General features: G+C 63.2%; 24 protein-coding genes. 9 read left to right on the plus strand and 15 right to left on the minus strand.

All coding sequences use genetic code 11. The features are described from left to right. Positions 1 to 61: 61 nt before the first annotated feature. Positions 62 to 1036, plus strand: coding sequence for a quinone oxidoreductase family protein (locus ACZIRK_RS12885; protein WP_130229327.1), 975 nt, complete (start codon positions 62 to 64; stop codon positions 1034 to 1036). Between the two features lie 105 nt (positions 1037 to 1141). On the opposite strand, the gene ACZIRK_RS12890 is transcribed toward ACZIRK_RS12885, so the two are convergent. The 3 genes from ACZIRK_RS12890 to rimO form a co-directional block, all read right to left on the minus strand. Next, positions 1142 to 2338: an acetylornithine transaminase gene (locus tag ACZIRK_RS12890; RefSeq protein ID WP_130229328.1), complete on the minus strand. Its 1197-nt coding sequence runs from the start codon at positions 2336 to 2338 to the stop codon at positions 1142 to 1144. 228 nt (positions 2339 to 2566) lie between these two features. After that, entirely contained in the window at positions 2567 to 3208 is a 642-nt protein-coding gene (locus ACZIRK_RS12895) for a hypothetical protein (RefSeq protein WP_130229329.1), read from the minus strand. 275 nt (positions 3209 to 3483) lie between these two features. Beyond that, positions 3484 to 4803: a 30S ribosomal protein S12 methylthiotransferase RimO gene (gene rimO / locus ACZIRK_RS12900; RefSeq protein ID WP_028166465.1), complete on the minus strand. Its 1320-nt coding sequence runs from the start codon at positions 4801 to 4803 to the stop codon at positions 3484 to 3486. Between the two features lie 196 nt (positions 4804 to 4999). Between rimO and ACZIRK_RS12905 the strand changes: the two genes are divergently transcribed. The 5 genes from ACZIRK_RS12905 (at position 5000) to ACZIRK_RS12925 (ending at position 10814) form a co-directional block, all read left to right on the plus strand. Then, on the plus strand, positions 5000 to 5590 hold the full coding sequence (locus tag ACZIRK_RS12905; protein WP_027578578.1) for an ANTAR domain-containing response regulator: 591 nt from the start codon (positions 5000 to 5002) through the stop codon (positions 5588 to 5590). After that, positions 5587 to 6753 carry a CmpA/NrtA family ABC transporter substrate-binding protein gene (locus ACZIRK_RS12910; protein WP_130229330.1) on the plus strand — a complete coding sequence of 389 codons (1167 nt, stop codon included), beginning with the start codon at positions 5587 to 5589 and terminating at the stop codon, positions 6751 to 6753. Before ACZIRK_RS12905 ends, ACZIRK_RS12910 begins: the two co-directional genes overlap by 4 nt. A gap of 349 nt (positions 6754 to 7102) precedes the next feature. Next, positions 7103 to 8881, plus strand: coding sequence for a NirA family protein (locus ACZIRK_RS12915; protein ID WP_130229331.1), 1779 nt, complete (start codon positions 7103 to 7105; stop codon positions 8879 to 8881). Continuing rightward, positions 8878 to 10485: a sulfite reductase subunit alpha gene (locus ACZIRK_RS12920; protein WP_130229332.1), complete on the plus strand. Its 1608-nt coding sequence runs from the start codon at positions 8878 to 8880 to the stop codon at positions 10483 to 10485. The genes ACZIRK_RS12915 and ACZIRK_RS12920 overlap by 4 nt, the downstream gene beginning before the upstream one ends. A gap of 176 nt (positions 10486 to 10661) precedes the next feature. Then, entirely contained in the window at positions 10662 to 10814 is a 153-nt protein-coding gene (locus tag ACZIRK_RS12925) for a hypothetical protein (protein WP_165435523.1), read from the plus strand. A gap of 146 nt (positions 10815 to 10960) precedes the next feature. On the opposite strand, the gene ACZIRK_RS12930 is transcribed toward ACZIRK_RS12925, so the two are convergent. From ACZIRK_RS12930 to pxpB, 3 genes are read right to left on the minus strand one after another with little or no spacing between them, the layout of a single operon-like run. After that, positions 10961 to 11734 carry a LamB/YcsF family protein gene (locus tag ACZIRK_RS12930; RefSeq protein ID WP_130229333.1) on the minus strand — a complete coding sequence of 258 codons (774 nt, stop codon included), beginning with the start codon at positions 11732 to 11734 and terminating at the stop codon, positions 10961 to 10963. 35 nt (positions 11735 to 11769) lie between these two features. Next, positions 11770 to 12813, minus strand: a complete 1044-nt coding sequence (locus ACZIRK_RS12935; RefSeq protein WP_130229334.1) for a 5-oxoprolinase subunit C family protein — start codon at positions 12811 to 12813, stop codon at positions 11770 to 11772. Continuing rightward, positions 12810 to 13541 carry a 5-oxoprolinase subunit PxpB gene (gene pxpB / locus ACZIRK_RS12940; protein WP_130229337.1) on the minus strand — a complete coding sequence of 244 codons (732 nt, stop codon included), beginning with the start codon at positions 13539 to 13541 and terminating at the stop codon, positions 12810 to 12812. Before pxpB ends, ACZIRK_RS12935 begins: the two co-directional genes overlap by 4 nt. 210 nt (positions 13542 to 13751) lie before the next feature. Here pxpB and ACZIRK_RS12945 point away from each other — a divergent pair, with 210 nt between their 5' ends. Together ACZIRK_RS12945 and ACZIRK_RS12950 are read left to right on the plus strand one after the other, a co-directional pair. After that, entirely contained in the window at positions 13752 to 14450 is a 699-nt protein-coding gene (locus ACZIRK_RS12945) for a ribonuclease activity regulator RraA (protein WP_130229335.1), read from the plus strand. Between the two features lie 23 nt (positions 14451 to 14473). Then, a complete protein-coding gene (locus ACZIRK_RS12950) occupies positions 14474 to 14878 on the plus strand; it encodes a (R)-mandelonitrile lyase (RefSeq protein WP_028166457.1) in 405 nt (134 codons plus the stop codon). A 131-nt stretch (positions 14879 to 15009) separates the two neighbouring features. Here the strand turns inward: ACZIRK_RS12950 and ACZIRK_RS12955 are convergent, their stop codons facing one another. Continuing rightward, positions 15010 to 15825 (minus strand): DUF2147 domain-containing protein, encoded by an 816-nt coding sequence (locus ACZIRK_RS12955; RefSeq protein WP_130227510.1) that lies wholly within the window; start codon positions 15823 to 15825, stop codon positions 15010 to 15012. A gap of 185 nt (positions 15826 to 16010) precedes the next feature. Then, positions 16011 to 16793, minus strand: coding sequence for a transporter substrate-binding domain-containing protein (locus ACZIRK_RS12960; protein WP_245474842.1), 783 nt, complete (start codon positions 16791 to 16793; stop codon positions 16011 to 16013). A 92-nt stretch (positions 16794 to 16885) separates the two neighbouring features. On the opposite strand from ACZIRK_RS12960, the gene ACZIRK_RS12965 reads away from it, so the two are divergent. After that, the gene (locus ACZIRK_RS12965) at positions 16886 to 17404 is read left to right on the plus strand and encodes a DUF1993 domain-containing protein (protein ID WP_283813282.1); all 519 of its coding nucleotides are present in this window, start codon (positions 16886 to 16888) and stop codon (positions 17402 to 17404) included. A gap of 135 nt (positions 17405 to 17539) precedes the next feature. On the opposite strand, the gene ACZIRK_RS12970 is transcribed toward ACZIRK_RS12965, so the two are convergent. The 7 genes from ACZIRK_RS12970 to ACZIRK_RS13000 form a co-directional block, all read right to left on the minus strand. Continuing rightward, on the minus strand, positions 17540 to 17956 hold the full coding sequence (locus ACZIRK_RS12970) for a hypothetical protein (protein WP_130227513.1): 417 nt from the start codon (positions 17954 to 17956) through the stop codon (positions 17540 to 17542). Between the two features lie 149 nt (positions 17957 to 18105). Next, on the minus strand, positions 18106 to 19485 hold the full coding sequence (locus tag ACZIRK_RS12975; RefSeq protein WP_463327428.1) for an amidase: 1380 nt from the start codon (positions 19483 to 19485) through the stop codon (positions 18106 to 18108). A gap of 165 nt (positions 19486 to 19650) precedes the next feature. Continuing rightward, on the minus strand, positions 19651 to 20640 hold the full coding sequence (locus tag ACZIRK_RS12980; protein WP_130227515.1) for a hydroxyacid dehydrogenase: 990 nt from the start codon (positions 20638 to 20640) through the stop codon (positions 19651 to 19653). Between the two features lie 33 nt (positions 20641 to 20673). Then, positions 20674 to 21774: an ABC transporter ATP-binding protein gene (locus tag ACZIRK_RS12985; protein ID WP_463327429.1), complete on the minus strand. Its 1101-nt coding sequence runs from the start codon at positions 21772 to 21774 to the stop codon at positions 20674 to 20676. Positions 21775 to 21778: 4 nt separating this feature from the next. Then, complete coding sequence (locus ACZIRK_RS12990; protein ID WP_028166449.1) at positions 21779 to 22693, minus strand: carbohydrate ABC transporter permease; 915 nt, start codon at positions 22691 to 22693, stop codon at positions 21779 to 21781. Further along, positions 22693 to 23631, minus strand: coding sequence for a carbohydrate ABC transporter permease (locus ACZIRK_RS12995; RefSeq protein ID WP_130227517.1), 939 nt, complete (start codon positions 23629 to 23631; stop codon positions 22693 to 22695). Before ACZIRK_RS12995 ends, ACZIRK_RS12990 begins: the two co-directional genes overlap by 1 nt. Before the next feature lie 127 nt (positions 23632 to 23758). Further along, the gene (locus ACZIRK_RS13000) at positions 23759 to 25099 is read right to left on the minus strand and encodes an ABC transporter substrate-binding protein (protein WP_028166447.1); all 1341 of its coding nucleotides are present in this window, start codon (positions 25097 to 25099) and stop codon (positions 23759 to 23761) included. Positions 25100 to 25297 lie beyond the last annotated feature (198 nt).

Genomic DNA, 25297 nt, shown 5'->3' on the forward strand with positions numbered 1-25297 from the left:
GACAACAAGGCGCCGATGGCATTCGGTTCCGTGGCTACGGGATAAGTTGAGGAGAGCCGATATGACCAAGGCCGTGCGCGTGCACAAGGTGGGAGGCCCGGAAGTCCTCACTTACGAGGATGTCGAGGTGTCGGCACCTGCGGCGGGCGAGGTGCGGATTCGCCAGCACGCGATCGGGCTCAACTTCATCGATACCTATTTCCGCACCGGCCTCTATAAGGCGCCCGGTCTTCCCTTCATCGCCGGCAACGAGGCGGCAGGCGAAGTGGTGGCGGTCGGACCCGGCGTGACCAATTTCCATCCCGGTGACCGCGTCGCCTATTATTTCAACCTCGGCGGCTATGCCACCGAGCGCGTCATCCCTGCCGACAAGGTGGTGAAGCTGCCCGACCATATCACCTATGAGCAGGGCGCCGTGCTGATGCTGAAGGGGTTGACGGTCTGGTATCTCCTGCACAAGACCTTCAAGGTGGAGCCGCATCACCGCGTGCTGATCCACGCGGCGGCCGGCGGCATCGGATTGCTCGCCTGCCAATGGGCGCGCGCGATGGGCGCCCACGTCATCGGCACCGTCGGCTCAAAGGAGAAGGCCGATCTCGCGCTCGCCAACGGCTGCGATCACGTCATCCTCTACAATGAGGAGGATTTTGTCGCGCGGGTGAAGCAGATCAGCCGGGGCGAGCTCTGCGACGTCGTCTATGATGGCGTCGGCAAGACCACCTTCCCGGGTTCACTGTCGTGCCTGAGGCCGCGGGGCCTGTTCGTGAGCTTCGGCAACGCGTCCGGCCCGGTGCCGCCATTTGCGCTCGCCGAACTGAACAATCACGGCTCGCTGTTTGCGACCCGGCCGAAGCTCAACGACTACGTCGCCACCCGAAAGGAATTGCTCGAAGGCGCCGACACGCTGTTTGCCGCCGTGATCAACGGCAAGCTGCACGTGCCGATCAACCATGCCTACGCGCTGAAGGATGCCGCGCGAGCGCATATCGATCTGGAGAGCCGCGCGACCACGGGGGCGTCGATCCTGCGGCCGTAAGTCGCCGCCGTCATTGCGAGCGAAGCGAAGCAATCCATCCCTCCATGCGTGCGGACGGAATGGATTGCTTCGTCGCTTCGCTCCTCGCAATGACGATCGAGACGGTCACGCTACCCGCCGGGCGGCGCCCACTTGTGTCAGGATTGCGTCCAGTCCCTCGATCATCTCGGCGATCTCGGTCCGAGACACGTTGAGCGCGGGCATGAAGCGCAGTGCGTCGGGTTGCGGCGCGTTGATCAAGAGGCCTTTCGAGAACGCTTGCGCCACGATCGCTGCGCCGATCGGCAATTTTAGATCGAGCGCAAGCAACAGTCCGCGTCCGCGCACTTCGCCGAGGCCGTGCCGGGCCGAGAGGCGCTGCAATTCGCTGTCAAGGAACAGGCCGGCGTCGGCGGCGGACTTCAGGAATTCCGGCTTGCCGACCTGCTCGAGCACGGCGAGCCCCGCCGCGCACATCAGTGGATTGCCGTTAAAGGTGCCGCCCTGGTCGCCATGCTCGAAGCAGGCCGCATGCTCGGTCGCGAGCAGGGCGGCCAGCGGCACGCCGCCGCCGATGCCCTTGCCGAGCGTCATGATGTCAGGTGCAATCCCGGCATGCTCGTAATGGAAGAGCTTTCCGGTGCGGCCCATGCCGGTCTGGATCTCGTCGACGATCAGGAGCAGGCCCTGTTCGCCGGTCAGCGCGCGCAGCTGTTTCAGGAATTGATCGGTCGCGGGCCAGACGCCGGCCTCGCCCTGGATCGGCTCCAGCATCACGGCAACCGTATTCGATGAAATCAGCTCCTTCACCGAGGCAATGTCGTTGAGCCGCGCTTTGCGGAAGCCAGGCACCTTCGGCTCGAAGAGTGGTTCGAATGCTTTCTTGCCGGAGGCCGACATGGTCGCCAGCGTGCGGCCGTGAAAGCCGCCCTCGAAGGTGATGATCTCGAAGGCGCCGTTCTTGTATTTCGTACCATATTTGCGCGCGAGCTTGATCGCGCCTTCATTGGCTTCCGCGCCGGAATTGGCGAAGAACACCTCGTCGAAGCAGCTGTTCTCGACAAGCGCATTGGCAAGCTTGAGGCTGGATTCATTGTAGAAGGCCGGGCTCGGGGTCAACAGACACTTGGCCTGTGCGGCCAGTGCTTCCGCGACCGCAGGCGGCGAATGGCCGAGGCAGTTGACGGCCCAGCCCTGCATGAAATCGAGATAGCGGCGGCCAGAATCGTCCCAGAGATAGGAGCCTTCGCCGCGGACAAACACGGTGTTCGGGCGCGCGGTGATGTCCATCAGCGCGTCGAACGGAGGCAGGGCGTTGGGCATGTCAGGCTCCTTGATTGGCTGGGATGAAAGGGCAGGCGGCAACGCAAGAAGGCCGCACTTTTGAGGGTGCGGCCTTCTCGAAAACCTTAGGCTGAACTAGCTAGTCAGCGCTGGCGTCGGACATGGCGCAACCCATCATCGTCGCGGGTGCGACGACGGAAAGTGGCGCGGCGGATGGTCCGGTTCAGCTTCATGGCGATGGGCCATACAGCCCAAGGGCAGGGAATGTCAAGTCGCGCGCGGCGCCTCTTCGGTCTCCTCCTCGCCCCAATCGGCATCGACAATCGAGGTGTCGATCAGCTCGCCGCGGAGCAGGGCAAGCGGCGATTTGTAGTACAGCGCGATGTTGTGGAACGGATCGGTCAGGACCTTCCAGACCCAGATCAGCCCGGTCGGTACGTCCTTGATGACGAAGAGCTGAATCATGCGAGCGAGCCCGCCGGCGATGCCGATCGCGAGCCACACGGTACCGACGTGGCGGATGAAATCGAGCCTGGTGACCGGCGGTGAGAACAGGCCGAACAACGTCGGAAAGGCAAACAGCGCGACCGGCGCGAGGCCCCAGACGACCAGCAGGACGATCTTGCGGCTCTGGTTGTAGCCGACCTTGATCGCTTCCTTGTATTCGTTGGTGACCTTGTTCACGGCGTCATAGCCGTTGGGCTCGAAGAAGAAATGCCCGGTCTGCCGCGTCAACATCGCGAGCCAGCCGACCAAACCGGCCATCGCCGGATCGGTGAACAGCAGCCCGTAGCAGACCAGGAATATGAGAGCGCTGATCAGGTGCAGCGTCTGATTGATGCGGCTCTGGTGGTAGTAGCGGTAATCGTCCCAACGTTGCGTTCGCAGTGTGTCCGAGATGCGGCTCATCATTCACCCCTTAAGATTTGAAGGTGCGCGAGCCATAGGCCGAGTCCGTGAATGGAGCGTGACACCTTGAAGTTGTTATAATTACAGATGTAATCTAAGATTGGGCGCGCGAAAACGGCTTCGCAGGCTGCGAATTTATCGGGTGACGCCAATTCCTTGCCGCCGAGGTGGCAGCATGACTCTCTGAATTTTGAATATCGTTTCGCGGGCGCCCAACGAGCATTGCGCTGGATCAAAACATCCGAAGTGGCCGCAACTATTGATGTAGAAGCCGCTCAGAATCCGACGACGCTGCCGTGCAGGTCGTATTCGTCCGAGCGCTCGATCTTCGCTGTGACGATCTCGCCGACCTTGAGCGGGCGGCGGCTCGAGAGATAGACCGCGCCGTCGATCTCCGGCGCATCGGCCTTCGAGCGGCCTCGCGCGACGGTGGGGCCGACCTCGTCGACGATGACCTGCTGGCGCGTGCCGACCTTGCGCTTCAGGCGACGCGCAGAGATCTTCTGCTGGCGCGCCATCAGCGCGTTGTAGCGCTCCTGCTTGACCTCATCCGGCACGGCGCCGGAGAGCGCGTTGGAGGTCGCACCTGCAACCGGTTCGTATTTGAAGCAGCCGACGCGGTCGATCTCGGCTTCGTCAAGCCAGTCGAGCAGATAGGCGAAATCTGAATCGGTCTCACCAGGAAAGCCGACGATGAAGGTCGAGCGCAGCGCAAGCTCCGGGCACTGCTCGCGCCATTGCTTGATCCGTGCCAGCGTCTTGTCTTGCGCGGCGGGGCGCTTCATGGCTTTCAGGACATCCGGGCTCGCATGCTGGAACGGGATGTCGAGATAGGGCAGCACCTTGCCCTCGGTCATCAGGCCGATGACCTCGTCGACATGCGGGTAGGGATACACATATTGCAGCCGCACCCAGGCGCCGAGTTCGCCGAGCTCTTTTGCAAGGTCGAAGAATTTGGCACGCACGGCGCGATCCTGCCATGGGCTCTCGGCATATTTCAGGTCGACGCCATAGGCCGAGGTGTCCTGCGAGATGACAAGCAGTTCCTTCACCCCGGCTTTCACCAGCCGCTCGGCCTCGTGCAGCACATCGTTGGCAGGCCGCGACACCAGGTCGCCGCGCAGCTTCGGAATGATGCAGAAGGTGCAGCGATTGTTGCAGCCCTCGGAAATCTTCAGGTAAGCGTAATGGCGCGGCGTCAGCTTGACGCCCTGCGGCGGCACTAGGTCGAGATGCGGGTTGTGCGCGGGCGGCAGCGCGCGGTGCACGGCGTCGAGCACGCTCTCATATTGCTGTGGACCGGTGATCGAGAGCACGCCGGGATAGGCGCTCTCGATCTGCTCGGGTTCCGCGCCCATGCAGCCGGTCACGATCACCTTGCCGTTCTCCGCCATGGCCTCGCCGATCGCCGAGAGCGATTCCTGCTTGGCGCTGTCGAGGAAGCCGCACGTGTTGACGATCACGATATCGGCCCCGTCATGCTTGCGCGCGAGCTCATAGCCCTCCGCCCGCAGCCGCGTGATGATGCGCTCGGAATCCACAAGCGCCTTGGGGCAGCCCAGACTCGTAAAGGATATGCGTGGCGCTGGTTTCATGAGAGCCCCGAAACTTTACATTCGTTGTCCCAGGGACGTCCAAGCGAAACGAACGACATTTTTGGCGCGGCCGCCTGCTGCATATCTAGATCTGTCTGATTGATGGGCAGGAGCTAGTCCCAATTGTCCATAATTACAAGGCTTTGAGCTGGCTTCCATCGTGCTATGGATAGTTTTTAGAGAACACGAGTGAGCGATGGCCGCCGAGTCGTCTCCGAAAATCGTCATCGTCGATGAAAGTCCGATCCGCGCCGCGATCCTGGAGGAGGGCCTGCGCGAGGCCGGTTATACCAGCGTCGTGCATATCAGCGAGATGCACAGCCTGCTGGCGCGAATCTACGCCGTCGACCCCGATATCATCGTGATCGACCTCGAAAACCCGAGCCGCGACGTGCTGGAACAGATGTTCCAGGTCAGCCGGGCCGTGCGGCGGCCGATCGCCATGTTCGTCGACCAGAGCGACGCCGCCTCGATACAGGCCTCCGTCGAGGCCGGCGTGTCGGCCTATATCGTCGACGGGTTCAATAAGCAGCGTATCAAGCCGATCCTCGACCTCTGCGTGTCCCGCTTCAATGCGTTCGCGCGGCTGCAGGACGAACTGGACCGCACCAAGCATGCCCTGGAAGAGCGCAAGGTGATCGACCGTGCCAAGGGCATCCTGATGAAATTGAAGGGCCTCACCGAGGACGAAGCCTATGTGCTGCTGCGTTCCACGGCGATGCGCGAGAAAAAGAAGATCGGCGAGATCGCGCAGTCGATCCTGACCGCGTCGGAGTTGCTCAAATGACCACACCGCTTCGCATCGGTTTCATTCCGCTGGTCGACGCCGCCGCCCTGATCGTCGCCGCCGACAAGGGCTTTGCCGTCGCCGAAGGGCTCGACATCACCCTGGTGCGGGAGGTGTCGTGGTCGAACGTCCGCGACAAGCTCAATATCGGCCTGTTCGATGCCGCGCATCTGCTGGCGCCGGTCGCGATCGCCTCAAGCCTCGGCCTTGGCCACGTCAAGGTACCGATCGTGGCGCCCTTCAATCTCGGCCTCAACGGCAACGCGATCACGGTCTCGCCGTCGCTGCATGCTGCGATCATGGAGGAACTCGACGGCGACCGTTTCGACCCGATGGCGACGGCGCTTGCGCTTTCGCGCGTGGTTGCGAAGCGGCGCAAGAGCGGGGCGGAGCCGCTGATCTTCGGCATGACGTTCCCGTTCTCGACCCATAATTACCAGTTGCGGTTCTGGATGGCGGCTGGAGGTGTCGACCCGGACGAGGACGTGCGGCTGGTGGTGCTGCCGCCGCCTTACATGGTCGACAGCCTCGCCAATGGCCATGTCGATGCGTTCTGCGTCGGCGCGCCCTGGAACTCGATCGCGGTCGATCTCGGCATCGGCCACATCCTGCATTTCGTTTCCGACATTCTGGTCACCGCGGTCGAGAAGGTACTGGCGATCAGGCAGAACTGGGCGGAGAAGAATCCTGACGTCGTCGCGGCGCTAGTGCGGGCGCATCTGCGCGCCGCTGAATTCATCGAGCAGCCGGAAAACCGTGCCGAGGCGGCTGCGATCCTGGCGCAGCCGGAGCGGATCGGCGTCGACGCCGAGGTGATCCAGCGCACCCTCGACGGGCGGCTCAAGATATCGCCCGACGGCGCCAAGCGCGAAAGCGGTCGCTACCTGTTGGTAGGCCGGCACGGCGCAGCGCGGCCCGATCCGGCGCAGGCCGCGTGGCTCTATGCGCAGATGGTGCGGTGGGGACAGGCGGCCATGAAACCGGATGCCCTGAAGACGGCCATGGACGTGTTCCGGCCCGACCTCTACGACGCGGCTGTGGGACGTCGTCCGGCATCCACTGATGCGCCGCAGCCGATCGGCGCTTTCGCCGGGCCACCCTTCGATCCCAACGATATCCGGGGGCATCTGGCCGCGTTCAAGATCGGTTACTGGAAGCCGTAAGGCCTGTGCTGCGATCGTAGGCAGTAGCCGCAGCTCGGCTAAATTTTGAGCGGGCTGCTCGAAAATTCGCAACGAGGCGAGCCTCCAGCCAGCGGCCTGTTCCGCTAATAGACTGAAATAACGAGATATTTTCTCCGACAACGTCTGGCACGCAACTTGAATGTTGCAGTGCGGCCAGCCTGTCGCAGATGCCTGCTGGCTCACGTCCAAGATGGATTTCCGCAGCAACGAAGCTGATCGGACCGTTCCCAGGGATCAAGCAGGGCAGTCTTAGGCCTCGCCGGTTCCGAACGGTCGCTTTCCACCGTTGACGCCACTCGCCGTGGCCGCAGGAGCTTCGTCGCAGACCATGAAAATCGAGCCGCTCTCAGTTGACTTCTCCGACGAGCAGAAACGCTACCTCGAAGGCTTTGCCACCGGCCTGCAGATCAGCCGGGTCGGCCGCGGGCTTGGCGGGGGCGCCCCCAAAGCCAGTGCCGAGCCGACCGGCCCGGATGCCGCGCATATCAAGGCGCAGGACAAGGTCATCGCCTCAGGCAAGAAGCTCGTCGACCAGGAAAAATTCAAACGCGACGAGCATCCCTTCGATGCCTACCCGCGCCTGAAGCAACAGGCGCTCGACAACGCGCCGCCGTCGCCTGCCGATAATTTCCGCTGGCGCTATTTCGGCCTTTTCTACGTCGCGCCGGCGCAGGATTCCTACATGTGCCGCCTGCGCATTCCGAACGGCATCCTGAAGTACTGGCAGTTCGCGGGCCTGGCCGATCTCGCCGAAGAGCTCTGCGGCCCGTACTCCCACGTCACCACGCGCGCGAATTTGCAGGTGCGCGAAATCCCGCCGAAGAATGTGGTGAAACTGATCGAGGGCATCCAGGACCTCGGCCTGTGCTCGCGCGGCTCCGGCGCGGACAATATCCGCAACGTCACGGGCACACCGACCGCCGGCATCGATCCGCAGGAGCTCTTAGATACCCGCGCTTACGCGCGCGAGTGGCACTATCACATCCTCAACGAGCGCTCGCTCTACGGCCTGCCGCGCAAGTTCAACGTCGCCTTCGATGGCGGCGGCCGGATCGCAGTGCTGGAGGAGACCAACGACATCGCCTTCACGGCGGTGGAGGTGAAGGACGGGTTCGGCGTGGAGCGAGGGGTCTGGTTCCGGCTCGGCCTCGGCGGCATCACCGGGCACAAGGATTTTGCAAAATACTCCGACATCATCGTCAAGCCGGAGGAGGCGACGAAGGTGGCGGACGCCATCGTCCGCGTCTTCATCGATCTCGGCGACCGCACCAACCGCAACAAGGCGCGGCTGAAATATGTTTTGGACGGGATCGGCCTTGATCAGTTCCTGAAGCTGGTCGAAGAACGACTGAAGAAGCCCTTCACCCGCGTGCCGGCTGAGGCGCTGGCGCCGCGGCCTTTGACGGACCGCATGGCGCATATCGGTGTGCACAAGCAGAAGCAGGAGGGATTGAACTGGATCGGCGTATCGCTGCCGCTCGGCAAGGTCACCTGCGAGCAGATGCGTGGGCTGGCCAAGATCGCGCGCGATCTCGGCGACGGCGAGATTCGTCTGACCGTCTGGCAGAACCTATTGATATCGGGCGTGCGCGACGAGACTATCGAACTCGCGATCGCCGCGATCACGACGATCGGGCTCGGGGTCGAGGCCTCGCACATCCGCGCCGGGCTGATTGCCTGCACCGGCAATGCCGGCTGCCGCTTTGCCGCCTCGAATACCAAGCGCCATGCCGCCGAGATCGGCGATTGGTGCGAGCCGCGTGTTGCCATGGACAAGCCGGTCAACATTCATGTCACCGGCTGCCATCATTCCTGCGCGCAGCACTACATCAGCGACATCGGCCTGATCGCGGCGAAAGTGGATGTCGGCGAGGATGCCGATCCGGTCGAGGGCTATCATCTCTTCACCGGCGGCGGCTTCGGCCCCGATGCCGATGTCGGGCAGGAGCTCTATCACGACCTCAAGGCCGAGGACGCGCCGAAGACGATCGAGAAGCTGCTGAAGGCCTATCTCGCGCATCGTTCATCTGCTGACGAACCCTTCCTTTCCTTCGCGCGCCGCCATGATGGCGAGACGCTGCGCAAGCTCGCCGAGGCATCCGCATGAACCAGATCACGCCTCCACCGAAACTCGACATCATTCCCGCCAGCGCGCCGTTCTCCGACGCACAGCGCTCCTGGCTCAACGGCTTCTTTGCCGGACTGCTGTCGCCGGACGCCGCGACGCCATTACCGGCGGAGCAAGGCGCGGCCGTCATGCAGGGGGCAACCGGCGACGGCGATGACGGCGAAGCGCCGTGGCATGACCAGACCATGCCGATCGCCGAACGCATGAAGCTCGCCGAGGGACGGCCGCTGCGGCGCCGCATGATGGCGGCGATGGCGCAGCAGGATTGCGGGCAGTGCGGCTACAACTGCCACGACTATTCCGAGGCCATCGCCGGCAAGAGCGAAGCGCGGCTCAACCTCTGTGTCCCCGGCGGCAAGGACACCGCGCGGATGCTGAAGGCACTCTATGAAGAGATCGACAAGGCGCCTGCTGTACCGTCTGCACCAGCGGTGGCTGGCGCGCCTGCCGTCGCAACGCCTGCCGGCGAGCCCGGACGCTCGCGGGACAATCCAGTGCCGGCAAAGTTCGTCTCACGGCGACTGCTCAACAAGCCCGGCTCCGAGAAGGAGACCTGGCATATCGAGTTCGATCTCGCCGAGAGCGGGCTCGATTACGTGGTGGGCGATTCCTTCGGCATTTTCGCCAGGAACGATCTCGGCCTGGTCGACCAGATCATCGCATTGCTTGGCGCCTCGCACGTGACCGAAGTCCGCGGCAAGACATTGCGGGACGTGCTGCTCAACGACGTCTCGCTGTCGCCGGCGCCGGACTCGCTGTTCGAACTGATCACCTATCTGACCGGTGGCGCGCAGCGCGAGAAGGCGCGGGCGCTGGCGCAAGGCGAGGATCCCGACGGCGATGCCGCGACGCTCGACGTGATGGCGGTGCTGCAGAAATTCCCGAAGGTGCGGCCACATCCGGAAGCTTTCGTCGAGGCGCTGGAGCCGCTGCAGCCGCGGCTCTATTCGATCTCCTCATCGCACAATGCAACGCCCGGAAAATTGTCGCTGACGGTCGACTGCGTGCGTTACATCATCAACAAGCGCAAGCGGCTTGGGCTGGCCTCGACGTTCCTGGCCGAACGCATCAATCCCGGTGACGAGCTGAATGTCTACGTTCAGAAGGCGCACGGCTTTGCGCTGCCGCAGGATCCGAAGACGCCGATCATCATGATCGGGCCGGGCACCGGCATCGCGCCGTTCCGCGCCTTCCTGCTCGACCGCCGCGCCACCGGCGCGCAGGGGAAGAACTGGCTGTTCTTCGGCCATCAGCGCAGCGACTGCGATTTCTTCTATGCCGACGAGCTCAACGCGATGAAGACGGCGGGCCTGCTCACCCGCTTGTCGCTCGCCTGGTCGCGCGATGGCGAGAAGAAGTTTTACGTGCAGGACCGCATGCGCGAGGTCGGCCGAGAGCTGTGGACCTGGCTTGCCGAAGGCGCGCATGTCTATGTCTGCGGCGACGCCAAGCGCATGGCCAAGGATGTCGAACGCGCGCTGGTCGACATCGTCGCCCAGTTCGGCGCCCGCTCGGTGGACGAAGCGATCGCCTTCGTTGCCGACCTCAAGAAGAAGAGCAGGTTCCAGCTCGACGTTTACTGAGCGGTAAATCCGAGCTCAAATTCGAACGAATAATATTCTTCTCCGCCTGCCACGCGGAGAAGTTTTCCCTTCCGGGGAACTGGCTGGAAGTGCCGGCATCGCTATTTTTCGGCTCGTCTTGCGTTCGAGCGCGAACGCTATTCCATATGCGCCAAATGTTGCATTGGAGATCGACGATGCGCGAACTATCGGCGGAAGCCCGCCTGCATCTTTACGCGCGCAGCCTGTCGCGGAAATCGGGGACGGGGTTTCATACGGTTGCGCTCTACAGCGCTTTCGCCGTGATCGCAGCGATCGTGTTCGGCACGCTGTCGGTCCATCCGTTCTGAGAACATTGCTTGGCTCGGTCGTCTCCGGCCGTCATTGCGAGGAGCGATAGCGACGAAGCAATCCATGCCTCTGCAAGTGGTGAGATGGATTGCTTCGCTTGCGCTCGCAATGACGCAGACGGGCACGCCGGCACTTCAGCGGATTGTCACTTAGCCGTTTTGAACGGCGCGACTGCGATCCCGGCATCCTTCAAGGCCTGCCGCACGCCGCGCGCGATTTCGACCGCCCCGGGCGTGTCGCCGTGGATGCAGACGGTATCGGTGCGCATCTTGATGACCTTGCCTGACACCGAGACCACCGCGCCGTCCTGAACCATCCGCACCACGCGATCGGCGATCGCCTTGGGATCGTGCAGCACCGCGCCTGGCTTCTTGCGCGAGACCAGATTGCCGTCGTCCTCATAGGCGCGATCGGCGAACACTTCATGCGCCATGCGGAGGTTGGCTTCCTCGCCGGCGCGCACCAGTTTCGAGTTGGCGAGCACGACGAAGATCAGGCTCGGATCGACCGCCTTGATCGCGCTCGCGATCGCCTTCGCCGTCATGTCGTCCTCGCAGGCGACGTTGGAGAGCGCGCCATGTGCCTTCACATGGGTCACCTTGTGGCCGGCCGCGGTCGCGATCGCCTGCAGCGCGCCGATCTGGTAGGCGACGAGGTTCTCGATCTCCGATGACTTGAGGCCGGGAACCGGACGGCGGCCGAAGCCGTGCAGGTCGCGGTAGCCGGGATGCGCGCCGATGCTCACCCCGCGCGCCTTCGCCAGATCCACGGTGCGGCGCATGATGTCGGCGTCGCCGGCATGGTAGCCGCATGCGATGTTGACGGAGGTCGCAAGCTCGATCATCGCGGCGTCGTTACCCATCTCCCATGGGCCGAAGCTTTCGCCGAGATCGCAGTTGAGGTCGATGGTAGCAGTCATGGTGCTGGTCCCGCTTTGGGTCGGTTGGCTTCTGGTTAGCTAGTCGCTGATTCCGCGACCTGCCATGTCGCGGCATCGACGGCGTTGACGGCGTGGCCCGCGACGTTGGCCGCGCTCAGTGCTTCGAGGTTGAGATCAAGGCCTTCGAGCGGGCGCAGCCGATCCGGCAGGGTAGCGAGCAATTCGGCGAATTTTCGAGCTTCGGCCTGCGCCTCGGCCATAGTGACTGTCTTGAAGCGGAACGCGTGTCCGGCGGAAATCTGGGCGAAGCGACCTAAATCCGCGGAGATGACGGTGGCGATCTTGGGATAGCCGCCGCTGGTGCCGCGGTCCGGCATCAGCACGATCGGCTGGCCGTTGCCGGGCACCTGGATGCTGCCGTTCACGGTGCCATCGGAGACGATGTTGTGGCCGTGCAGATGCTTGATCACCGGACCTTCGAGCCGGTAGCCCATGCGGTCGCTGGTCGCGGAAATCTTCCATTCGCTGTCGAGGAACAGCTTTTTGTTGTCCTCGGAGAATTCGTCGTCCTGCGGACCGAACAGGATGCGGATCGGTGCGTCCGGCCGTTCGGGCAACGCGATCCGCCGCTCGGCCGCACCGCTGGCACGTTGCACCTGGAGCTCGTCGCCGCTCTGGAGCGGGCGCGGATAGGGGCTGCCGAGGCCTGCGCGCGCGTTCACGGCGAGGCTGCCGAACATCGGCTCTCCCGTAATTCCGCCCTCGATCGCGAGGTAACTGAACGCGCCGCGCTTGGCAAAACCGAGCATCAGCGTCTCGCCTTCGGCGAGGGTCGCCGAGGTATCGAACGCCACGGCTCGTCCCGCGATGTCGGCGCTACGCGAGGCGCCCGCAAGCGCAATACGTACCGCGCCGCAACGTGCGGTGAAGCTCGCACCGAACGGTCCGATCTCCACTGCAGCAGCGAAGGGCTCATTGCCGACCAGCGTGTTCGCGGCGGCGAGGGCGAGGCGATCCATTGCACCGCTCGGCGTCAGCCCATAGCGCTGCGAGCCGGGACGGCCGCCATCCTGCACGGAACTCGCCGGACCGATCGAGGAGACGATGAGCTTGCTCATGCGGCGACCAGTTCGGCGACGAACTCGCCAGCTTCCGCGGCGCGGTCCTGCTCGGCGAAGGTCTTGGCGTCGACCGCCGTGAAGCTGACGGTGTCGCCCGGCTCGAGCAGGAAGATCGGATCGCGGTGAAGCTGATAGGTGCGGACGGCGGTGCGGCCGAGCAGGTGCCAGCCGCTGGGTCCGGCGATGCACTGGATTCCGGTCTGCACGCCGCCGATTGAAATCGTGCCAGCCGGCGTCAGCACACGCGGATTCTGGCGACGCGGCATGTGCAGGAACTTGTCGAGGCCGCTGAGATAGGACCAGCCGGGAGTGAAGCCGATCATGGCGACGCGGTAGTCGCCGCCGACATGGCGCCTGACGATCTCGTCAGGCGTGGTGTCGAGGGTCTTGGCGACGTCCTCGAGGTCGATGCCATGTTCGCCGCCATAGGCCACCGGGATGCGCCAACGCCGGGTTCTTGCGGCGGCCGGATCGGGGCGCCGTGCCAGCGTGAGCAGTTGTTCCCCGAGCGCTTCGAAGCCGATCTGCACGGGATCATAGTGCACGAGCAGCGAACGATAGGTCGGAACGGTCTCGGTCACGCCGGCGATCGGCGCCGCGGCAAGGGTGCGGTCGAGCGCCAGCACCCGCCGATTGGCGGCGTCATCGATGTCGCGGCTGAATTCCACCGTGATGGCGCTGTCGCCACTCGGGAGAAGACGGGGTGGGGCTTCGCGCGCGGCCATGGCATCATCGCTCATCGAGCATCAAGCTAGCGTGTTTTGCTGCGCAGTGGAATTCGGCTAGCGAAAAATCACCAAGCAACTTCAATAAATTAAACCGAGGGCCGGCGATAAGATAGCGTAATCGATGATCGCATTCTCGCCCTTGACGCGAAGGCCGCGGCTCGCAAGATGCGCGCGCCAATTCATTCCCACCGGAGCCGATCTTTCAAGATGTCCCTCACTGCAGAAGCGATCGCGACGCTGTCGCACGTGTCCACCGCCACCATCACCACGGTCCTGCTCAAGAAGGGGCTGCGTAACGTCTGGATGCGCGGCACCAAGCCGCTCAAGCCGGGCCAAAGGCGGCTGGTCGGGTCGGCCTTCACGCTGCGCTTCGTGCCGGCGCGCGAGGATCTGGCGACGCCGGAATCCTGGTCGTCACCGATCTCGACCCGCACCGCGATCGAGGCAATGCCGGAAGGCTGCGTCGCCGTGGTCGACGCGATGGGCGTCAGCGACGCCGGAATCTTCGGCGACATTCTCTGCGCGCGGATGGTGAAGCGTGGCGTCACCGCGCTGATCACCGACGGCGTGGTGCGGGACCTCGAAGGCGTGCTCGGCACGGGACTGCCGGTGTGGTGCAACGGTTTTGCCGCGCCGCCATCCGTCGCCGGACTGACCTTCGTCGGCTGGGGCGAGCCAATCGGCTGCGGCGGCGTGGCGGTGTTCCCGAACGATGTCGTGGTCGCCGACCAGGATGGCGCGGTGCTGATCCCGCAGGCCTTCCTCGACCAGGTGCTGGCCGAGGGACCGGAGCAGGAACGGATGGAAGCCTGGATCGTCAATGAGGTGAACAATGGCGTGCAACTGCCGGGCCTCTATCCGATGAATGCCGAAACCAAGGCGCGCTACGCCGCGAGCAAGAAATAACTTCAGAAAAGCGAGGTAAGCCCATGGAAATCCATATCGCTGGCACGCGGCCGACCCGTCGCGGGCCGGCCGAATATTTCACCGGCACGGTGCTGCAGGATCCCGTCATCATGGCGCCCGCGCCGGCGCGGCTGAACTCGTCGCGCGTCTCCTTCGAGCCGGGCGCGCGCACGGCCTGGCACACTCATCCGCTCGGCCAGACGCTCTACGTGATCTCCGGCATCGGCCGGGTCCAGGCCGAGGGCGGTCCAATCAGGGAGATCAGGCCGGGCGACGTAGTCTGGATTCCGCCGAACGAGAAGCATTGGCATGGCGCGTCGCCAACCAATGCCATGACCCATATCGCGATGCAGGAAGCGCTCGATGGCGTCTATTCGAACTGGATGGAGCACGTCACCGACGAGCAATACAACGTGAAGGTCGGGTAGTTTTCCCAGGGACGCGAGAGTCCGTAGCCCGGGTGAAGCGCCAGCGTCACCCGGGACCGCTCGTGCCACACGGACACTTCACCGGATTGCGCTTCGCTTCATCCGGGCTACGCAGCATTCGTAAGGCTAGATCAGTTCACCCGCGTCCAGGTCTGGCCGCCGCAGAACATGCCGCCGAAGGCGCAGCCTTGCACGCGCAAGGTGTCGGAGCCCTTGAGCGCGATCGTCGAGTCATAGGTGCTGCCGGTGTTCGGATCGAGGATGCGGCCGCTCCATTTGTCCTTGGCAGGTTTCATGTTGATCAGGACCTGCTCGCCATTCTGGTTCGAGGTCTCGTCGACAGCATAGCCGCAGAGGTTGGCGCCGCACTGCTCGATGCGGATCTTGCCCTCCTTTTCCTCCGTCAGCCACATGCCGATCGGCGAATTGGCTTGGGCTGCCGCCGCTGGTGTCACGGGCTTCGCGACCGGCGCTTGAGTGGCTGTGGCGACCGTCGGAGCCGGGGCCGGAGCCGGCACTGCGGTCTGCTGGGTCTGCGGTGCTGGTGCGCTGGACGGTGAGGGCTGAGGCGCGGGCGCGCTATCGCTCGGCGCAACGGCTGCTGTCGTGGTCGAGGGGGCGGTGGAAGCTGCCGCCGGCGGCGCAGCAGGGACGGGCGGTGCGGCCGCCGGTGCTGCCGCTTGTCCGGACGGAGCGGGAGCCGCCGCAACCGGCGCGGATTGCGAATCGGTCTTCGCCTCCTGCTGCTGCGATTTCTGCTTGCGAGTGCCTTCCTCACCCTTGGCGCGCTTGGATTTGCGGCCGGTATTGTCGTAGACGCCGGGGATCGAGACGGTGCCGCGATCGGGATCGATGCGGATGGTGCGGCCGCCATATTCGAAGGTGTACTGGGCCTGCGCTGTGGAGCTGGCAAGCAAAAGCGCAGCGATAGCCAGAAGCTTCTTCATGATGACCTCCAGAACAGGAATCCCCGGTCAGTGAAGCTACACATCAGTAACTTGATGCAACGTGACCTAGATCACTTTCAATACGTAATCAAAACGTAAGTCGTGTACCACCAGCTTTGGTTCAAACGGCTGACCGACAGTCTAGTTAGGGCTCGCCTCGTGGTCAAACTTGCAGTCCGGTCGGATCATTCAAACCAGGCAGCATAAACGCGCTTGAAGGTGCCGTCCTTCATTGCGATGTCCAGCCATTGATCCACGAACAACTTCAGCGCGACGTCGCGCTGCAGCCAGTAGGCCTTTTCCGCAAAGTCGAACGGGTGATCGGGATGCACCGCGCAGAGCACGCCGGGGTGGAGTTTCTGCTGGTAGCGCGTCTCGGACGCATCCGTCATCATCAGGTCGGCATCGCCCTTGGCAATCTCGTCGAAGATCCTGGTATTGTCATCGAAGACCTTGATCTCGGCGTTCTTCACATGCGCCCGCGCAAAGCGCTCGTTGGTGCCGCCGGGATTGACGATGACGCGCGTGCCGGCATGGTCGATTTCGGCAAGCGTCTGGTATTTGTTGATATCGGTGCAGCGGGTGATCGGCGTCTTGCCTTCGCGCATGATCGGGATCGAGAAGAAGCCTTTCTTCTGGCGCTCCAGCGTGATCGAGATGCCGCTCATCGCAATGTCGAAGCGGTCGGCTTCCAAATCCTTCGTCATCTGCGGCCAGGCCGTTTTGACATATTCGACCCTGACGCCGAGCGCCTTGCCGAGCGCTTCCGCCATGTCGACCTCGAATCCCCTGAAGCCGGGCGTCGTCCGGTCGACAAAACTAAACGGCGCATAGTCGCCGGTCATGCCCACACGCAACGTCCCGCGCTGGATGATGTCGTCGAGCCGCGAAGGCGACGCCGCTGGCTGAGCATGGGCGGAAGCCATCATCAACGTGGCGGCCGCAAGGCCGACGAATCCGCGCATCATCAAAGTTTCCTCCATCGATTGCCTCGATGATAATCTGTTGCCACGGCTTTAGATGGAATGAGCGCGTCGAGCCAGTCAAAGGAAGTCAAATCGTGACAATCTCAGTTTACGAAGCATCGGTCGGCGTGTTCATGCCATATCTTCGCAATCTTTCCGGGCTGCTCGATCACGCGTCCGCCTACGCAAGGGCGCGAAACATCGATCCTGCCGTGCTGCTCGGCATGCGGCTCTATCCGAACATGTACAGTCTCAAGCAGCAGGTGGGCGAGGCCAATCGCCATGCGATCGCCTGTTGTGCGCTGCTGGCCGGGCACGAGCCGCTCAGCTTCGGCGACATCGAGCCTGATCTTGATGAGCTCAAGCTCAGGATCGCAGCCACGATCGATTTCGTCCAAAGCCTGCCGCGTGCTGCGATCGACGAGGCCGGTGACAAGGAGGTAGTGTTCACCTTCAAGAGCGGCGCGCAGCGCGCGTTCACCGGGCGGTCGCTGCTGCTCGGCTTCAGCGTGCCGCAGTTCTTCTTTCACGTCACGACCGCCTACGACATCCTGCGTCACGCCGGCGTCGATCTCGTCAAGAAGGATTTCCTGGGACCGCCAAGACCGGCGTAGAGCATGATCCGGAAAAATGGAGACCGGTTTTCGCTCGCGACAAACGCGAAGCGTTTGCGCGGAGATCATGCTCAAACAAGGAGACGAGATCATGATCCGATTTCGTCTAATCGGATCATGATCTCGATGCGGAAGCTAGATCTCGCCGCCTTCCTCGCGGATCAGGCTGGCGACGGCGGCGCGGCTGGCCATTTCCTGCTTCAAGACCTCAAAGCGATGATGTGCGTCGGCCTCGCGGTCATCCACGAACCTGATCGCGGCCTCCCGGTCCATCGGGCCGCTCACCAGGGGCTTCGAATTCTCGCCGATGGTCTCGTCGACATAATACTGGCCGTCCTGCTCGCGCACCGTCCACTTGAAGCGGAGGGCGGCCATCGGGCCGGGGCCGACTTTCGAATAGCCATGGGCTTCCTGCGGCAGCGGGCTCGCGGGCTGCTCTTCGGCCGCCCCCGGGTCGGCCTGCGGCTTCTCGATCGGCGCGGGCGCGTGCTGCTCGTCCAAAATGCTGGCGATGGCGGCAAGCGCATTGTCGGTAGGATCGCTCTGGCTCAAAATCTCTTTCCTTAGGGATTGGTCGGCAAAGATGGTTGCCGACACTTCCCATCTACTCAACCCCGGAATGAGGCTGAGTTTTGGCCCTGCTGTAGTTTTTCCCTTACGCAGATACCGGCGGACGCTTGTCCTTCCAGGGCCGTACCTGCTCAAGCTGGCCGGCCCAGGCGGAACAGCGTTGCCTCGTCACCAAGCCTGGCGGCGAACATCATGCCGAGCGGCAGACCGTCCTTGCTCCACGCCAGCGGCACCGACATCGCAGGCTGGCCGGACATGTTGAACATCGAGGTACCCGGCATGTAGCGCCGCAGGATCGGCCCGATCTGTGCCAGGTCTTCCGACATGGTGTTGATCTCGCCGAGCCGGATCGGCGGCGTGCACAGCGTCGGACTGAGGAACACGTCGCAGCCCTCGAAGAAGATCGCGAGGCTGCGCGAGATCTGGAACGCCGCGAGCTGCGCGGCGATGTAGTCCGCCGACGTGATATTTTGTCCGTTGTGGGCGCTTGCCAGCGACAGGACTTCCAGGTCGTCGCCCGTCACGGTGCGGCCGATGCGCTGCTCGATCGCTCGGACGGCGACCGCGGTGTTGCCGCTGACAATCGTCGTCATCACCGTGGAGGGATCCGCTGGAAGGGTGGGGGCGCGCTCCTCGACATGATGGCCGAGGCCGGCGAGCAGTTTTGCGGTGTCGCGGACGGCTGCGGCGACCTCGGGATCGATCGCCTCCCCATTGGGCGATTTGTCCGTGAAGGAGATGCGAAGCTGGCCGGGATCGCGGCTGACTTCCTGCGAGAACGGCCGCGCCGGGGGCGGCGCGACATAGAGGCTCCACGGCTCCGGACCGTGGATCGCGTCCATCATCACGGCGCTGTCGCGCACACTGATGCTGACGACATGCGCGGTCGAAAAGCCGCCCCAGCCCTCGCCACGATCGGGACCGACCGGATTGCGGGCCCGACTCGGTTTCATGCCGAACACCCCGCAGGCAGAAGCGGGGATGCGGATCGAGCCGCCGCCATCGCTGGCATGTGCCACGGGCAGGATGCGTGCTGCGACAACGGCGGCGGCGCCACCTGAGGAACCGCCGGAGGAATGCGCGAGATTCCAGGGATTGCAGGTCGGCCCGAACAGACGCGTCTCCGTGGTCGGCATCAGCCCGAATTCGGGGCTCGCGGTCTTGCCGAAGATGGTCACGCCGGTGTCGATGAAGCGCTGGGTGAGGGTGCTGCTGTGGTCCGCGACGAAATCCCTGTTAACGCTGGCGCCGGAGGTCGTGCGCGTTCCCTGCAGGAGGTCGAGGTCTTTCAGAAGGAACGGCACCCCCGTGAAGGGTCCGTCCGGCAGCCCTTTGTCGATCTGCTGCTCGGCATAATTGTAGTGCTTGACGACGACGGCATTGATCTGCGGGTCAACCTTGGCCGTGCGGGCGATCGCTTCGTCGAGCAGTTCGCGCGGGCTGACCTGCTTGTTGCGGACCAGCTCGGCGAGGCCCACCGCGTCGTAATTGCCGAATTCCTTGAAAGCCATATTCCACACCTAGAGCGAACGGCGCATCTTCGGGCGCGCATTCGTCTCTATCCTCTATCCTCTTGCTGGAGCAATGACCTTTCGGAAGAAGTGGTATCCACAGGTCATGCGCTGATGACGGGCCGATCCTTGTCGGCCCGCCCGAAGATAGACGGTTTTATCGGATTAGTTTAGCACGTCCTGGTTGATGACGTTCTGCCGCAACGGCGCGCCGTCAAGGACGCTCAGGATGTTGCGTGCGGTCTGCTCGCTCATCCGGTCGACGGCTTCGACCGTGACCCCGGCAACGTGTGGGGCCATGATCACGTTCGGCAGGCTGTGGAGGGGCTGGCCGACCGGCGGCGGCTCCTGCTCGAACACGTCAAGGCCGGCGCCGGCAAGCCTGCCCGATACCAGCGCATCGTGCAGTGCCTTCTCATCGACGATGCCGCCGCGGGCGGTGTTGATGAGATAGGCGGTCGGCTTCATGAGTCTGAAGCGCGCCGCGTTGAACATGCCGATTGTTTCCGGCGTCTTCGGGCAATGGATGGTGACGAAATCAGCACGCGGCAGGGCCGCGTCGAGATCCGGCACCGCCTCGCAGCCGGCGGCCGCGATTTCGCTGGCCGGCTTGTAGGGATCGTAAACCAGCACCTGCATTTCCATCGCCAGGCACCGTTTGGCGGTGCGGGTGCCGATGCGGCCAAAGCCGACGATCAATACCGTCTTGCCATAGAGATCGAAGGGCAGCACGCCGAGCCGGTTCGCCCAAGTGCCGTCCTTGACCACGGCATGCATTTCCTGTGCGCGCTTGGCCAGCGTCAGCATCATGAACAGGGCCTGTTCGGCCACTGACGGCGAGTTCGCCGTGCCTGCCACCATCAGCGGTACCTTGCGGCGCGAGAGCGCAGGGACGTCGACTGCGTCGTAACCGACGCCGATCCGCGTCACCACCTGCATGTCTCCGGACGCCTCGAGCTCCGGCTCGCCGAATGGGGTGGGGCCAAGTGCGACACCATGGACCGGCGCATGCTGCTTCAGCAAGGCCGCGAAATCCCTGGCGGAGATCAGGTTGGGAAATTCGACGAGTTCGACGTCGTCCCGTTCGTTGAGGAGAGCCCGTGCTCCCGATGAGAGTGTCTGAGTGACAAAAATCTTCTTCTTGTTGGTGGCCATTTCCTGCCCTTGGCTAGTACGTGAATTGCGTCGTCAAAGGACGACGCCGGTCACCTCGTTTAGCAAATGCATGTTGTTGAGGTCCACAGCCAAGCGGAGCGGGGCACCATCCTGCGCGCCGGCGTTGGGATTGACCCGGCCGCAGATCGGGGTGTCCTCGAGGGTGAAATAGACCAGGGTCTCCATGCCCATCGGCTCGGTGACGTCGAGCACGGCCTCGAACGGCTCGACTCCCGGGTGCAGATGCGGTCGGGCCTCGGCGATGTGTTCCGGCCTGATTCCGAGCAGGAGCCTCTCGGTGCGCGGCACCGCCTGGTAGCGGGCGGAACGTGCCGGCGGCACCGGAAAGGCGAGGCGGTCGGTCAGGCGCAGATGCAGCCGGCCGTCGACATCCTCGAGCCGGCAGGGCATGAAGTTCATCGCGGGCGAGCCGATGAAGCTGGCGACGAAGCGGATCGCCGGCTTGTGGTAGAGCTCATTCGGCGTGCCGATCTGCTCGATGCGGCCGTGGTTCATCACCACCACCCGGTCGGCGAGCGTCATGGCCTCGACCTGGTCGTGGGTCACGTACACCGTGGTGGTGCGGACCTTCTGGTGGACCTTCTTGATCTCGATCCGCATCTGCACGCGCAATTTGGCGTCGAGGTTGGACAAGGGTTCGTCGAACAGGAACACCTTGGGATTACGCACGATGGCGCGACCCATGGCGACGCGCTGACGCTGGCCGCCGGAGAGCTGCTTCGGCTTGCGGTCGATCAGGTCGGTGATGTCGAGCATGCGGGCCGCTTCCGTGACCCGGCTCTTGATCTCGGCTTTGGGATAGTGCTTCAGCCGCAGCCCGAACGACATGTTCTCGGCCACCGTCATATGCGGATAGAGCGCGTAGTTCTGGAACACCATCGCGATGTCGCGGTCCTTCGGCGGCACGTCGTTGACGATGTCGCCGCCGATTGTGATATCGCCGTCCGAGATGTCTTCCAGCCCCGCGATCATCCGCAGCGTGGTCGACTTGCCGCAGCCGGATGGACCGACCAGCACCACGAACTCATGGTCGGCGATGTCGAGATCGATGCCGCGCACCGCTTCGACTTCGTCATAACGCTTCACGACTTTCCGCAGCGAAACTTCGGCCATGAGTTCAACCCTTTGTCGCGCCGGCGGTCAGGCCGGCAATGTAATAGTCCATCAGGAAGGCGTAGATGATCAGCGGCGGCGCGGCGCCGAGCAGCGCCCCGGTCATGATCTGTCCCCAGTTGAACACGTCGCCCTTGATCAGGGTGGTGATGATGCCGACCGGCAGCACGAGCTGGTCGGTCGAGGTCGTGAACACCAGGGGATAGAGGAACTGGGCCCAGGAGACCGTGAAGGCGAAGATCGTCGCCGCGATCAGGCCGGGTAGCGCGACCGGAATGAAGATCCGCGTCAGCGTCTGGAACCAGGACGCGCCGTCGATGATCGCGGCCTCATCGAGCTCCTTCGGGATCGAGGCGAAGTAGCCGATCATGATCCAGGTGCAGAACGGCACCGTCAGCGTCGGATAGATGAACAGCAGCACGTACCAGCGGTTGATGAGCTGGATGCCGGTCCAGTCGCCGATCAGGACGAACATCTTGAACAGCGGGATGAAGAGCAGCGTGTCCGGAATAAGGTAGGTCAGGAACACGCCGGTCGCGAGCGTTGCCGAACCCCAGAACTTCATCCGTGCCAGCGCGAACGCCGCGGGCACGCTGATCAGCATGGTGATGGTCACGACGATGATCGAGACCCAGGCCGAATTCCAGAAGAAGCGCAGGAACTGGTTCGATGTCAGCAGCCCGATATAGTTCTCAAGCGTCGGATGATATACCCACCATGGATTGGTCGCCGCCGAGATCTCGGCGCTGCTCTTCAGCGAAGTGATGAGCATATAGAGCGGCGGTGTCAGCGAGAAGATCGCGAACAGCACCAGGAAGAAGTACGACCAGCGCAGCGCCCAGGCGCGGTCGCGGCTGATGCTGCCGTATTTCTTGACTTTACGGGTCGGTCCGGCCTTGTCGATCGTGATTGTGCTCATCAGGCTTCGTTCCCCCGCTTGGAGATATCGCGCAGGATGAAGATCGCCGCCACCGCGAGGATCGGCACCATGAACAGCGAGACGCTGGCGCCGAGCGGGATGTCGCTGCCCTCGATGCCGACCCGGAACGCCCAGGTCGCGAAGATGTGGGTGTGGTCGAGCGGGCCGCCGGCGGTGAGGATGCGGACGATATCGAAATTGGCGAAGGTGACGATCAGCGAGAACAGCGTCGTGATCGCGATGATGTTGCGCATCATCGGAAGCGTCACGTACCAGATGCGCTGCCACCAATTGGCGCCATCGATCGCGGCCGCCTCATAGAGCTGCTCGGGCACCGATTTCAGCGCCGCCAGATACATGATCATGAAGAAGGGCGCGCCATACCAGACGTTGACGAGGATGACGGAGAAACGTGCCCAATTCGCATCGCCGGTCCATGGGATCGGCCCGATGCCGAAGAAGGACAGGGTATAATTGAAGGCGCTATAGGAGGGATCAAACAGCCACAGCCAGGCGAGCGTGCTCATCGCCGGTGGGATCACCCACGGCACCAGCAACATGCCGCGCCATCTGCGCTGCTTGTTGGCGGGAACGTTGTGCACGAAATGCGCGACGATGAAGCCGATCAACGCTTTGAAGATCACGGCCGAAATCGCGAAGATGCAGGACTGCTTCACGACCAGCCAGAACGTGTCGCGCTTGAACAGGAACTCGAAATTGCCGAGGCCGATGAATTTCGTCATCGACTTGTTCAACGTCGCCAGATGCAGGGAGTAGAGCGCGGGATAGATGACGAACGCCGCGACGAGGAGGATCAGCGGCAGCGTCATCAGGAACGCGACCGTCGACTTGCGCCTCAGCGCATTGTGTAAACCGTTGCGCCTCCGTGTGGCTTTTGTTGCCAGGACACGGTTCGGGTGAAGGGCGACATCGGCCATGATCGATCTTCCTCGCGCGAGAGTTATTCCAACGGAGAATCCGGAACGTCGGACCTGATGCCGCCAACAGCGGTGACGGTCCGCGCCGCGGCGGCCGGTTACGGCCACCGCGACGACACGTTCGCTCTCAGCTCCGCATGAAGCCTTCACACTCGCCTTCGGCCCAGGCGAGCGTCTTTTCCATCGCTTCACCCTGGGCAAAACGCAGGCACATCTTGGTTAGGGTTGCCTGCGCATAGATTTGCTGCGCGACCTTGGGCGGCGCCGGCGAGGCCGCGATCGACAGCGTTTGCCTATGGTAGGGGTCCGGATAGCTGAAGAGAGTGCCCTTCGGGGGCCCTTCCTCCTCCCACACCTTCAGCTTGGTCAGATTCTCATAGGCGGGCAGGTCATAGCCGCCGCTCGCCACCACCATCTTCTCGACCGATGCCGGCTGCGACAGGTGGACCAGGAGGCTCTTGGCGGCTGCCTTGTTCTTCGAGAACGCCCAGATGTTCCAGAAGAAAGGCAGATAGGGCGCAAAGCGGCCTTTCGGTCCGGCCGGGAAGCCGTGCGTCCAGCACTGTTCGGCGATCTGCGGCGCGTCGCGTTTGGCGACGGCCCAGGCGCTGGGCGGATTCATGATCATCGCCCCCTTGCCCGAGACCAGCCACTTGTTGTTGGAAGCGTCGTCCCATGCCGACACATCCGGCGGCAGGAACGCGATCAGCTTCTTGTAGAATTCGAGCGACTGCCGCACCGCATCGGTCTTCACGGTCAGGTTGCCCTTGGCATCGACGAGCTCGGCGCCGTAGGACTGGAAGATCGCGCCCGCGGTGTCGACATTGTCGCTGGTCTCGCCGAGGCCGATGCCGAAGGGAACGCCGGCCTTGTGGCAGGCTTCGGCCGCCTTCAGGAACGTGTCCAATGTCCAGTTCTCATCTTTGGGCGGCGAACCTGCCGGATACATTTCCTGCACATCGATGCCGGCATGTTTCTTCATCAGATCGATGCGCGAGCAGGGGCCCTTGATCTGGCTGCCGACGCTGGCGGGAACGCCGAGCCACTTGCCGTTGGCTTGCCCCAGATAATTGACCGTTCCGTTGACCTTGCCGTTCTGCTTGACGAGCTGGTCCATGATGTCGTTGACGGGCTCGAGCAGTTCGGCGTGCGCATGGGGCCACCAGGTGGGCATCTGCAGAATGTCATGACCGGACTTCGCCTGGGCTTCGGCGGCGATCGTCAGCAGGTTCTTATTGCCTTGGCTCGGGATGTAATCGATCGTCACTTCGACCTTTTCTTTCGCCGCCCATTCATTGACGAGCTCGGTCGAAGCCTTGTTGGCTCCGGGCACCCAGTGATCCCAGAAACCAATCGAGAGCGTGCCCGCGGCATAGGCGCCGCGGATGTAAGGAGCCGTAACCAGCGCTGCCGATGACAGCGCTGTAGCCGCAACAAATTCTCGTCGAGACAGCTTCTTCCGTGACATGGCGTTCCCTCCCTGGTGAGCCGACGGTCAAAGACTTGCGAAATCTCGTTTTTGTTTTTTTGGCTCGCCGCATTCGAGGCGGCGGGGCGATTTCCTCGTTGGAGATCAGAGCAGAATTGTCGGCGCCTGTCGAGAAATCAGGTGAATGCTTTCGTAGAACTAACGTTGTGTGCAAATGGCTGGCAGTCGGATCTGTTA

This window comes from Bradyrhizobium sp. Leo114 (genome assembly GCF_055229415.2).